This window comes from Streptomyces cylindrosporus (genome assembly GCF_022698165.1).
Lineage (GTDB): Bacteria > Actinomycetota > Actinomycetes > Streptomycetales > Streptomycetaceae > Streptomyces > Streptomyces cylindrosporus.
Map to the genome: position 1 here is coordinate 444,792 of NZ_JALDAY010000009.1, position 12,097 is coordinate 456,888.

Here is a 12,097-nt window from a genome sequence, read left to right on the forward strand (position 1 = left end):
TCCGATCCACAGCGGAGGAACCGGTGACGCAACACCCCCCGACCCCGGACGACCTGCTCCGCGCGGTCACCGACGCACTGCACCCGCAGGACACCCCACCGGGCGAGGACGACAGCCTCATCGCCTGGGGCTTGGACTCCATCACCCTGATGAGGATCGCCGGCGGCTGGCGCAAGCGGGGCGTCAAGGTCAGCTTCGCCGAACTGGCCAAGGAGCCGACGCTCCGGGCCTGGCGCGCACTGCTGGACGCCCACGTCCCGACCCCGCCGGCGCCCGCTCCCGCGCCCGTCTCCGTCGTACCGGACGAGCCCTTCCCGCTCGCCGTCATGCAGCACGCCTACTGGATCGGCCGCGGCGACGACACGAACCTCGGTTCCGTCGCCGCCCACCTCTACGTCGAGTTCGACGGCACGGGCGTGGAACCCGACCGGCTCGACACGGCCGTACGGGCCCTCGCGGCCCGGCACGCCATGCTGCGCGCCCGCTTCACCGACGACGGCCGCCAGCAGATCCTCCCCGAACTCACCCGCCCCGCGACCACGGTCAACGACCTGCGCGAGCTGGACGAGGAGACGGCGGCCGCGAAACTGGAGGAGCTCCGGCAGTCCTCCTCCCACGCCCGGCTCGACGTGGCCGCCGGTGAGGTGTTCTCCGTCCAGCTCTCCCTGCTGCCCGGCGGCATCACCCGCCTCCACGTCGACGTCGACATGCTGGCGGCGGACGCGCTCAGCTACCGCGTCCTGCTCTCCGACCTCGCCGCCCTCTACCGGGAGCCCGGCACCGCCCTGCCCGCGATCCGCACCAGCTACCCCGAGTACCTCGCCGAGCGGGCCGAGGTGCGCCGGCTGAGCAAGGAGCAGTCGCGGGAGTGGTGGGCGCGGCGTGTGCCCGAACTGCCCAGCGCGCCCGAACTGCCGCTCGTCCCCGAGGCCGAGCGCGCAGATCCGACCCGGGTGACCCGGCGCCACCACTGGCTGCCGCCCGCGGAGAAGCAGCGGCTGACCGCGCGCGCCCACCGGCACGGGCTGACCCCCGCGATGGCCGTGGCCACCGCGTTCTCCGAGGTGCTGGCCGCCTGGAGCGGGCAGCCGCGGTTCCTGCTGAACGTGCCGATGTTCGACCGCCGGGGCTCGCACCCCGACGTCGACCTCCTGGTCGGCGACTTCACCAGCTCGGTGCTGCTCGACGTCGACCTGACCGGGCAGGTGTCGTTCACCGAGCACGCCCGGCGCCTGCAGGACCGTATGCACACCGACGCCGCCCACGCCGACCACTCGGGCGTGGAGGTGCTGCGCGACCTGTCCCGCCACAACGGCGAACAGGTCCTCGCGCCGGTCGTGTTCACCAGCGCCCTCAACCTCGGCGAGCTCTTCGACGCGGGCGTCACCGGCTCCTTCGGCAAGCCCGTGTGGATCATCTCCCAGGGCCCGCAGGTGCTGCTGGACGCCCAGGTGACCGAGGTCGACGGCGGGCTCCTCGTCAACTGGGACGTGCGCGAGGACGCCTTCCCGGCCGGGCTGATCGACGCGATGTTCGCCGCCTTCCACGGGCTGGTCACCCGGCTCGGCACCGACGACGGCATCTGGGAGCAGCCGGTCCCCGCCCTGCTGCCGCCCGAACAGTCGGCGGTACGCGCCGCGGTGAACGCCACCGCCGCCCCGCGCAGCCACCGCCTGCTGCACCAGGCCTTCTTCGAGCGCGCGGCCGAACACCCCGACGCCCCCGCCCTGCTGTGGGGCGCCGAAGGCGCCCTGTCCTACGGCGAGTTGGCCGACCGAGCCCTTCGTACGGCCGCCGCCCTGCGGGAGCGAGGCACCCGCCCCGGCGACACGGTCGCCGTCAGTCTCCCGAAGGGGCCCGACCAACTCACCGCCGCCCTGGGCGTACTGGCGGCCGGCGCGGCCTACGTCCCCATCGGAATCGAGCAGCCCGCAGCCCGCCGCGAACGCATCCAGGCCACGGCCGGCTTCCGGCTCGCCCTCACCGACGGCCGCCCGCTCGACGGCGTCGACACCCTGTCCGTCGCCGAAGCGATCCGCACGGCCCCGCTCGCCGAGCCGACGGCCGTGGACGAGGAGCAGCCGGCCTACGTCCTGTTCACCTCCGGCTCCACCGGCGAGCCCAAGGGCGTCGAAGTGCCGCACCGGGCGGCCGTGAACACGATCGACGACCTCAACGACCGCTACCACGTGGGCCCTTCGGACCGCTGCCTCGCCGTGTCGGCACTGGACTTCGACCTCTCCGTCTACGACGTCTTCGGGCTGCTCGGTGCCGGCGGCGCCGTGGTCCTCGTGGACGAGGCCGACCGGCGCGAGGCGAGCCGGTGGGCCGACCTCGTACGCAGGCACCGGGTCACCCTCCTCAACTGCGCACCCCCGCTCCTCGACATGCTGCTGCTCGCCACCGGCCCCGGCGAACTCGCGGGCCTGCGAACGGTGTTGCTCGGCGGCGACTGGGTCGGCACCGACCTGCCCGGCCGCCTCGCCGAGCGCGCACCCGGCTGCCGGTTCACCGGCCTCGGCGGTACGACGGAGACGGCCATCCACTCCACCGTCTGCGAGGTGACGGACGCTCGGGTACCGGCGCACTGGCGGGCGGTGCCCTACGGCACCCCCCTGCGCAATGTGCGCTGCCGGGTCGTCGACGCGCGCGGCCGGGACTGCCCGGACTGGGTGCCGGGGGAGCTGTGGATCGGCGGGGACGGGGTGGCGCTCGGCTACCGCAAGGACCCGGAGCGCACGGCGGAGAAGTTCGTCGAGCTGGACGGTGTGCGCTGGTACCGGACCGGTGACCTGGCCCGGTACTGGCCCGACGGGACCCTGGAGTTCCTCGGGCGCCGCGACCACCAGGTGAAGCTGCGCGGCTTCCGCATCGAACTGGGGGAGGTCGAGGCGGCCCTCGCCGGACATCCCGCGGTGCGGCGGGCCGTGGCCGGGCTCACCCGGGGGCACGGCGTCCAGCTGGCGGCGGCGGTCGCCGCGGAAGGCGTGGCCGAGGAAGAACTGCGGGAGTGGGCCCGGACGGTCCTGCCCCCGCACATGGTCCCGTACCGGATCACCGTGACCCGCGAACTGCCGCTCACCTCCAACGGCAAACTGGACCGCCGGGCCGTACAGCAACTGTGGGCCGCAGAAGGGGAGTTGGAGGAGCACCGCACTCCCGGCAGCGCGCTGGAGACAGTGGTCGCCCGGACCTGGGGCGAGGTGCTCGGCGTCGAGCGCGTCGGCCTCGACGACGGCTTCTTCGCCCTCGGCGGCGACTCGGTGCTCGCCACCGTGATCGTGAGCCGGCTGCGCGAGGCCCTGGACACCTCCGAGGTCACCGTCCGAGCCCTGTTCGCCACCCTCACGGCCGGCGGGATGGCGAAGCGGCTGTCGGCGGAGGAGGAGACGCCCGGACGACTCGAACAGGTCGCCGCCATCCGGCTGGAGATCGAGGAGATGTCCGAGGAGGAGGTCGACTCGGCACTCAGGAGTGTGTGACTGCCCCAACGGGAGGGTGGGACCACTCCTCTCCCTATTCAACGTATAACCCATGGGGGGCCTTGCGGCAAGGCCCCCCAGCTGTCGCACAATCACTGCCCGAAGCCATGACCTGGGGAAACGGGGCGAGTGATGTACGACGTGATCATTGTCGGCGGTGGGCCCACCGGCCTGATGCTGGCCTGCGAACTACGGCTGCACGGGGTGCGCACACTCGTGCTGGAGAGGGACGCGGAACCGACCCAAGTGGTCCGCGCGCTCGGGCTGCACGTGCGCTCCATCGAGGTGATGGACCAGCGCGGCCTGCTGGAGCGATTCCTCGCCGAGGGCAGGAAGTACCCCCTCGGCAGCTTCTTCGCCGGCATCCACAAGCCGGCGCCCGACCCGCTGGACACCCTCCATGCCTACGTCCTCGGCATCCCGCAGCCCGTCACCGACCGCCTGCTGGCCGAGCACGCCACCGAACTCGGCGTGGAGATCCGGCGAGGGTGCGAGCTGGTCGGGCTGAGCCAGGACGAGGACGGGGTGACCGCCGAGCTCGCCGACGGCACGCGCCTGCGTTCGCGCTACCTCGCGGGCTGCGACGGCGGCCGCAGCACCGTGCGCAAGCTCCTCGGCATCGGCTTCCCCGGCGAGCCCGCAGGCGTCGAGGTGCTGCTGGGCGAGATGCAGGTCGCGGTGGCCGCGGAGACGGTGACCTCCGTGGTCGAGGAGATCCGCAGGACGCAGAAGCTGTTCGGTCTCGGACCCAGCGGGAACGGGGCGTGGCGGGTCGTCGTGCCCGCCGAGGGGGTCAGCGAGGACCGCTCGGTCCCGCCCACGCTGGACGAGTTCAAGCGGCAGCTGCGGGCCTACTCCGGCACCGACTTCGGTGTGCACTCGCCGCGCTGGCTCTCCCGCTTCGGCGACGCCACCCGGCAGGCCGAGCGCTACCGGGAGGGCCGCGTGCTGCTCGCCGGCGACTCGGCGCACGTCCACCCGCCGATCGGCGGACAGGGCCTCAACCTCGGCGTCCAGGACGCGTTCAACCTGGGCTGGAAACTGGCCGCCGAGATCGCCGGCTGGGCCCCGGCGGGGCTGTTGGACACGTACGAGACCGAACGGCACCCGGTGGCCACCGACGTCCTGGGCAGCACCCGCGCGCAGATGGAGTTGATGTCCACCGCGCCCGGGCCGCAGGCGGTGCGCCGACTGCTGGGGGAGCTCATGGACTTCGACGAGGTGAAGCGGTACTTCATCGAGAAGACGACCGGGATCGGGATCCGCTACGACTTCGGCGAGGGACACCCTCTGCTCGGCCGCCGTATGCGTGACGTGGGCCTGAAGCGGGGCCGCCTCTACGAGCGCATGCACACCGGCCGCGGACTGCTCCTCGACCAGACGGGCCGGCTCTCGGTGGAGGGCTGGGCGGACCGCGTCGACCACGTCGTCGAGGTCAGCGAGGAACTGGACGTGCCCGCCGTGCTGTTGAGGCCGGACGGGCATGTGGCGTGGGTCGGTGACGATCAGCGGGAACTGCTCGGCCGGCTGCCGAAGTGGTTCGGCGCCGGCCGGGCGGTGTGAGGAGCGCGCGTCACTTGTCGAGCTTGGCGAACCCGGGCTCCAGGTTCTTCAGCGCCCACGGGATGCCGAGCACCGAGGGGCTGCGCAGCTGGCTGATGGTCTCCACGTCGGTCACCAGGTAGTCGCCGTCCTTCACCGCCGACATGTTCTTCACCAGCGCGCTGGACTCGAAGGCCTTCTGCAGGTCCTTCGTGGTGAACGCGATGACGACCAGGTCCGCGTCGAGCTTGTCGAGCTGTTCGAAGGAGAGCTCGCCGGTCGGGCTGCCGTTGACCGTCTTGATGTTCTTGACCGACGGGGTCAGGCCGAGGCCCAGCTCGCTCATCAGCTTGGCGGCGAAGTCGTTCTCGGAGGCGATGGTGTAGATCTTGGCCGGGGTGTTGCCGATGGACAGGCTGTAGGTCTTGCCGGCCATCTTCGGATGGTCCGCCTTCACCGCGGCGATGTCGGCCTCGGTCTCCTTGACGAGCTGCTCGGCCTGCTCCTCCTTGCCGACGGCCTTGCCCACCACCTCCACGTGCTCCTGCCAGGTCTGGCCGCCCCAGGCCGTCTTGTAGCCGATGGTGGGCGCGACCGCGGCCAGCTTCTTGTAGTCCTTGTCGAGCGTGAAGTCGGAGGTGGCGAGGATCAGATCGGGCTGGAGGGCGGCCACCTGCTCGAAGTCGACGCCGTTCACGGTGTCGAGGAGCTTGGTCTTCTTGGTGTCGATCCTGTCCTTGAGCCAGGGGTACACGCCGTCGGCGGCGAAGGAGTCCTTGGAGATGGCGACCGGCGTGATGCCCAGGGCGTAGAGGGCGTCGACGTCGTCGGTGCCGCCGTTGCCGATCACCACGACCCGCTTCGGCGCCGAGGAGATCTTCGTGTCGCCGAACTTGTGGCTGATGGTCACCGGGAACGCGGCGGAGTCGCCGGCCTTCGCCGCGTCCGTCGAGGAGGCGGAGTCGTCGTCCTTGACCGAGCCGCAGGCGGCGAGCCCGGCGACCAGGGTGACGGAGAGAAGGGTGGTGCGGAACGATCTCGACATGGCTGTGCATCCCTCTTCGCGGCGATGACGGGTAATCAGAACCTTGCGGGCATACGGCTGTTGGGGTGCTCGGGTGGTGGAGAGCCCCCTCGCCTCGGCCACCCCTCAGGGGCGGGAGGTGAGGTAACCCCCCATCGTCCGGAAGTAGTCCGTCGCGGCCAGCTCGGTGCCGTCCTCGGTGCGTACGCGCCGCACCAGCAGCCCGGGGTGGTGGCCGGTGTGTGCCTCGGGGCCCGCCACGACGACCACGCCGTCGCCCTCCGGGATGAAGATCCGGCCGGGCGTGCCGCCGTAACGCCCCTGCGAGACACCCGCCGACACGATCCTGATCCGCTGACCGCGGTGGAAGGCGTAGGCGTTCGGGTACGGGTCCGACTGGGCCCGGACCAGCCGCTCCAGCCGCTCGGCCGGCCAGGTCCAGTCGATGCGGCTGTCCTCGAGCGAGCGCTTGTGGAAGAAGCTCGCCCGGCTGCGGTCCTGCGGCTGCCACTGGCCGGCGTCCCTGCCGGTGGCGATCAGGTCGAGGGACTCGCGCACGATCGGGGCGATGAGGTCGACGGTCCGGTGGAACAGGTCGGTCGCGGTGTCGGTGGGGCCGACCGCGACCGAGCGCTGCATCAGGATGTCGCCGGCGTCCAACTCGCCGTTCATGCGGTGCGCGGTGACGCCCACCCGGGCCTCGCCGTTGATGAGCGCCCAGATGATGGGGGAGAAGCCGGCGTAGGACGGCAGCAGTGAGTCGTGGACGTTGAGCGTGCCGTGCGGGGGCAGGTCGAAGACCTCCGGCGGCAGCCAGGTGCGCCAGTTGTTGGCGACGATGATGTCCGGGCGGGCGGCGCGCAGTTCGGCGAGCAGTTCGGGGTCGTCGGGGCGGTTGCGCAGCAGTACGGGCACGTCGTGCTTCTCGGCGAGTTCGGCGACGCTGTCGTCCCAGATCTTCTCGTAGGCATGGTCGCTCTTCGGGTGGGTGACCACGAGGACGACCTCGTGATCGGAGTCCAGCAGGGCCCCCAGGGTGCGGTGGCCCCAGGTCTGGTAGCCGAACATGGCGACGCGCATGCGGTTCTCCCGTCCAACGACTCCATTGCAAGGTTAGGCTAACCTTATCTAACATGTGGCTGCCTGAGGGAGGCGATGCCACGGTGAAGTCACCGCTCAACGGATCTGACACCACCTACGACGTCCTCGGAATCGGTTTCGGACCGTCAAATCTCGCGCTGGCCATAGCGATTGACGAACACAACGCGGAGCTTCCCCCACGGGAACGGCTCAACGCCCTGTTCCTGGAACGCCAGTCGGGCTTCGGCTGGCACCGGGGCATGCTGATCGACGACGCGACCATGCAGGTGTCCTTCCTCAAGGACCTTGTCACCCTGCGCGATCCGTCCAGCGACTTCAGCTTCCTGTGCTTCCTGCGCGAGCGCGGCCGGCTGATCGACTTCCTGAACCAGAAGACGCTCTTCCCGCTGCGCCTGGAGTTCCACGAGTACTTCGAGTGGGCGGCCGAGCGGGTACGGCACCTGGTGGCGTACGACCATGTCGTCGTCGCCGTCGAGCCGGTGCGCGACGAGTCGGGCGCCGTGGCGCACTTCGACGTGGTCTGCCGGGACCCGGAGCGCCCCGGACGTACGGTGACCCTCAGGGCCCGTAACATCAGCGTGGCGGTCGGCCTGGAACCGCATGTGCCGCCCGGCGTCGAGCTCTCCGAACGCATCTGGCACAACAGCCAGTTACTGCCCCGGGTCACCGAACTCGCCGCCGCGGGAACGCCGGTGAAACGTGCCGTCGTCCTGGGCGCGGGGCAGAGCGCGGCCGAGACGGTCGACTATCTGCACCGCTCCTTCCCGGAGGCCGAGGTCTGCGCGGTCTTCGCCAAGTACGGCTACACGCCCGCGGACGACAGCCCGTTCGCCAACCGCATCTTCGACCCGGAAGCCGTCGACACGTACTTCGTCGCGCCCTCCGAGGTGAAGCAGTCCCTCTTCGACTACCACCGCTCCACCAACTACTCCGTGGTCGACATGGAGTTGATCGAGGCCCTGTACGCGACCTCGTACCAGGAGAAGGTGGCCGGCCGGGAGCGGCTGCGCTTCCTCAACGTCTCCCGCATCCGGGACGTCCTCACCCGCGACGACGGCTCGCTCGACATAGCGGTGGAGTATCTGCCGACGGGGGAGCAACAGGTGCTGCGGGCCGACGTCCTGGTGCACGCGACCGGCTACCGGCCCCGCGACCTCACCTCGTTGCTCGGCGAGGCCGCCAAGATCTGTCTGCGCGACGACGAGGACGCGCTACGCGTCAGCCGCGACCACCGGGTGGAGACCGCTCCCGACGTCAGCGCCGGCATCTATCTGCAGGGTGGCACCGAACACACCCACGGCCTGACCTCGACGCTCCTGTCCACCACGGCGATCCGCGCGGGGGAGATCCATCGCTCACTGGTCGCCCGCAGGGTGACGTCCGTGTGAGCCCGAGCGGGGGACGGCTGCCGCCCTGCCGGCCGTCCCCCCGTTCGTGCTCGGCCGCAGTTTCAGACCGCCTCGGCCGTCGAGTGGTCCGCTCCGAACACCGTCACCACCCGGTCCGTCGCCGTCACCGCCCCGCAGGTCTCCGCCACCCACTCCAGCGCGAACTCGTGGCCCCCGGCCGACACATCGGCGACGGCGTCGGCGACCACGAAGGCCTCCAGGTCCTGGGCCCAGGCGTCGCCCGCGGTCATCAGCACCCCGGCCCTGGCGTACAGCCCCAGGATCACCACCTGATCGCGCCCCAACTCCCGCAGCCGTCCGTCCAGTCGGGTGCGGGTGAACGCGCTGTACTTCCGGGCGGTCAGCACCGTGTCCCCGGCCCGCGGCTCGGCCTGCGCGGCGAACGCCTCGCCCTCGGCACCGGCCGACGCGCCGGACAGCCGCGCGTACGGCACCGGTCCCCGCCCGGCGGCCCGCCGCTCGCCGGCCGGTACCGAGTGGACGACGGGCACCCCGGCCTCCCGGGCCGCGGCGACCAACCGCCGTGCGTTTGCGAGGAGTTCGGTGACCGGAGCGGACTCCTGCTCCAGCGCCCGTACGAACCGGTTCTGGAGATTGAGGACCAGCAGAGCCGCCCGGGCCGGGTCCAGGGTCCAGCCCGTCCGGTCGGCGGGCAGCATCGCTGGGGTCGGCATGACGTACGGGAACATCGGAGGCGTCATCTCGGTGTGCCCTTCGTGTGGATGCGGACGGGGCGGTCGGCTGCGCGGGGCGGGGACACGCCGGACGAGACGTGCCGTCGCCCCGCCCGTGCCGACGGCCGGCAGCGGATCGCGCTCGACGACGAGGTGACCGGCCCCGGTCACCCGGGCAATCGCGCCGGTGCGGTGGAAACCGTCGGTGGTGAAGAAGCCGGCGTCGTGCTCGGGGGAGCGCCAGTACCCGGAGACGGTCGAGGGACCGCGTACCAGCAGGTGCCCGCTCGCGCCGACGGGCAGCTCACGGCCCTCGTCGTCGACGACCCGCAGCTCGTCCTCGGCCGACATCGCACGCCCCTGCGTGGTCACCCCCGCCTCCGGACCGTCGTCCGGACGGGTCCAGGAGACCAGCCCCTCGACCGTGCCGAAGACCTGTACCAGCGAGCAGCCCAGCGCGGGCCGCACCCGCCGGGCCACCCGCTCGTCGAAGGCGCCGCCCGCCACCACCAGGGCGCGCAGACTGCCGAGATCGTACGCGGTGACGGCCGCCGCCTCGGTCCACTGCACGGCGAGCCGCGGCGGCAGCACGGTGTGCGTGACGCGCTCGCCCGCGACGACGCCGAAGGCCGTGTCGGGCCCGCCCCCGGGGCCGAGCACCACGCGCCCGCCGGCCTGAAGGACGGCCACCCAGTCGAGCAACCCCGGTACGCCGACGGGCTGTTCGGGCAGGGCCGCCAGATGGACCGTCTCCTCGTCGGCTGCTTGGATCACGGCCCGCTCCCGCACCGAACGCACCAGCCGGGCGTGATCGAACGGCACCAGCCGGGGCAACCCGACTCCGTCACCGGCCAGTTGGAGCAGGGCGAGGTCCTCCGGACCCGCCTCCTCCTCGACGAAGGCATCGACGGCCCGCACCACCGAGTCGCGCACACCGGGCGGCACGAGGACGGGCACGGCACCGACCCTGATCAGTCCGAAGAACTGCCGGAAGAGGTCCGGGCAGCCGGGCAGCCGGACGACGACCCGATCGCCGTACCGGATCCCCTGCGCATGCAGCCGCGCCGCGCACCGCTCCACGCGCTCGTCCAGTTCGCCGTACGTCCACACCTTCCGGCCGCCCGCGAAGTCGACGAGCGCCACCCGCCCGGGATGCCGCTGCGCGCTCTCGCGCAGCACGTCGTCGAGCGTGGTGTGCCCGGATGCGTCGCTTCCCACAGGTCGGTCCCCTCGCAGTCACGGAGCCCGGACATACGGGGACTGTCGGTGCAGGGGCGGCGAGTGGCACGACTCGCCCACGGCACGGTCTCCCGATCGGGCGTACTGCTTAGGTTAGCCTCACCTAACCGTCGTTGTCGCCTCGATTGAGCAGGAGCCGCGTCAGTAGGGGCCGTGCGTCCAGCGCCCCGCGAGCAGCGTGGCGTGCACCGGCATCTCCCGCAGTGTGTGGGCGTCCGCCTCCCGCGGGTCCACCTCCACGATCACCAGGTCGGCGGGATCGCCGACCCGGACCGCCGTACGTCCCCGGGCCGATGCCGCGAGCGCGGACGTCACCGGGAGCCGCTGCTCCGGATGCCAGGCCGGCCGCCCGTCGCTCGTCCGGTGGACGGCGGCGGCGATGCCGAGCCAGGGGTCGAGCGGCGAGACGGGAGCGTCCGAGCCGAACTCCAGCCGGGCGCCCGCCGCCAGCAGATCGGCGTACGCGAAGGCCCGTCCCGTGCGCCCGGCCCAGTGGCGGTCCGCCACGTCCCGGTCGTCGGTGGCATGCGCGGGCTGCACCCCCGCCGTCACCCCCAGCTCCGCGAACCGTGGCACGTCGGCGGCCGTCAGCAACTGCGCGTGCTCGATCCGGCCCCGGCAGCGCAGCGCGGCGAACGCGTCGAGAGCCAGGGTGTTGGCCCGGTCACCGATCGCGTGCACGGCGGGTTCTATTCCGTTCTCGACGGCACGCCTCATCAGCCGAACCAGTTCCTCGTACGGCGTCTCCTCGATGCCGTACGCCTCCTGGGTGTCCTCCAGCCCCGGGTAGGGGTCGCAGCACAGGGCGGTGCGGGTGTTGAGGGAGCCGTCCGTGAAGAGCTTGAGCGGGCCGACCTGCAACAGCCCGCCGGTGCCGGGCAGGACGTCGCCGGTCCGGTGCCCGCGGCCTATCGCCGCCTCCAAGTGCCGTGGATACACGGCCGCTTGGACCCGTACGGGCAGTGGCGCACCGGCCGCGCGGCGACTCCAGTCGGCGATGTTGTCGGAGAAGTGGAAGTCGATGACACCCGTGACGCCCCGCGCGGCAGCGTCCCGCCAGGCCTCCGTGACCCACCGGTCGAGGACCTCGACGGACACCTCGGGCAGCGCCTGCATGGCCTCGAAGCACTCGTGCTCGCGCAGCAGTCCCGTCTCGTGGCCAGGGCGGCCGATCAGTGCCAGGCCCGCCGAGTTGAGCCACGCGGCATGCAGATCGGCGCTGATCAGCGCGACCGGCCGGTCCGGGCACGCCGCGTCCAGCAGCGCCCTGGTGGGTACGTCGGGCCACAGGCCGTCCCGGAACCCCTGGCCCAGCAGCACCTCGCCCGCGGGCGGACCGGCCGCGTGCTTGCGTACGGCCTCGGCGACCGCCCGGGCCGAGTCCAGGCCGGCCAGATCCACCCGGTGACGATTGCCGGCCCACTGCGCGGCGTGCACATGCGCGTCCCACAGACCCGGCAGCACGGTGCGCCCGTCCAGGTCGAGCGCCGGCCCGTCGAGCTCGCCCTCCGTCACGGCGACGACCTTGCCGTCGGCGACCCGCACACTGCCCAACGGCCCGCCGGGACCCAGGCGTACGCGGGTGAGCGTCAGGGTGCTCGTCATCATGGCTCCAGTCGTGACGTC

Annotated in this window: 7 protein-coding genes; 3 read left to right on the forward strand and 4 right to left on the reverse strand. The window is 71.9% G+C overall.

Going from position 1 to position 12,097, the window contains the following annotated elements; all coding sequences use genetic code 11:
- Positions 1 to 23: 23 nt before the first annotated feature.
- Together MQP27_RS30375 and rox are read left to right on the forward strand one after the other, a co-directional pair.
- A complete protein-coding gene (locus tag MQP27_RS30375) occupies positions 24 to 3,482 on the forward strand; it encodes a non-ribosomal peptide synthetase (protein WP_242769158.1) in 3,459 nt (1,152 codons plus the stop codon).
- 132 nt (positions 3,483 to 3,614) lie between these two features.
- On the forward strand, positions 3,615 to 5,045 hold the full coding sequence (rox, locus tag MQP27_RS30380) for a rifampin monooxygenase (protein ID WP_242769159.1): 1,431 nt from the start codon (positions 3,615 to 3,617) through the stop codon (positions 5,043 to 5,045).
- Between the two features lie 10 nt (positions 5,046 to 5,055).
- Here rox and MQP27_RS30385 read toward each other — a convergent pair whose 3' ends face one another.
- Positions 5,056 to 6,069, reverse strand: a complete 1,014-nt coding sequence (locus tag MQP27_RS30385; protein ID WP_242769160.1) for an ABC transporter substrate-binding protein — start codon at positions 6,067 to 6,069, stop codon at positions 5,056 to 5,058.
- A gap of 105 nt (positions 6,070 to 6,174) precedes the next feature.
- Positions 6,175 to 7,128, reverse strand: a complete 954-nt coding sequence (locus tag MQP27_RS30390; protein WP_242769161.1) for a methionyl-tRNA formyltransferase — start codon at positions 7,126 to 7,128, stop codon at positions 6,175 to 6,177.
- Positions 7,129 to 7,181: 53 nt separating this feature from the next.
- Between MQP27_RS30390 and MQP27_RS30395 the strand changes: the two genes are divergently transcribed.
- On the forward strand, positions 7,182 to 8,537 hold the full coding sequence (locus MQP27_RS30395; RefSeq protein ID WP_278196693.1) for a lysine N(6)-hydroxylase/L-ornithine N(5)-oxygenase family protein: 1,356 nt from the start codon (positions 7,182 to 7,184) through the stop codon (positions 8,535 to 8,537).
- Between the two features lie 62 nt (positions 8,538 to 8,599).
- On the opposite strand, the gene MQP27_RS30400 is transcribed toward MQP27_RS30395, so the two are convergent.
- Both MQP27_RS30400 and MQP27_RS30405 read right to left on the reverse strand, forming a co-directional pair.
- Positions 8,600 to 10,450 (reverse strand): isochorismatase family protein, encoded by a 1,851-nt coding sequence (locus tag MQP27_RS30400; RefSeq protein WP_242769163.1) that lies wholly within the window; start codon positions 10,448 to 10,450, stop codon positions 8,600 to 8,602.
- Positions 10,451 to 10,612: 162 nt separating this feature from the next.
- Positions 10,613 to 12,079 (reverse strand): amidohydrolase, encoded by a 1,467-nt coding sequence (locus MQP27_RS30405; RefSeq protein ID WP_242769164.1) that lies wholly within the window; start codon positions 12,077 to 12,079, stop codon positions 10,613 to 10,615.
- Positions 12,080 to 12,097 lie beyond the last annotated feature (18 nt).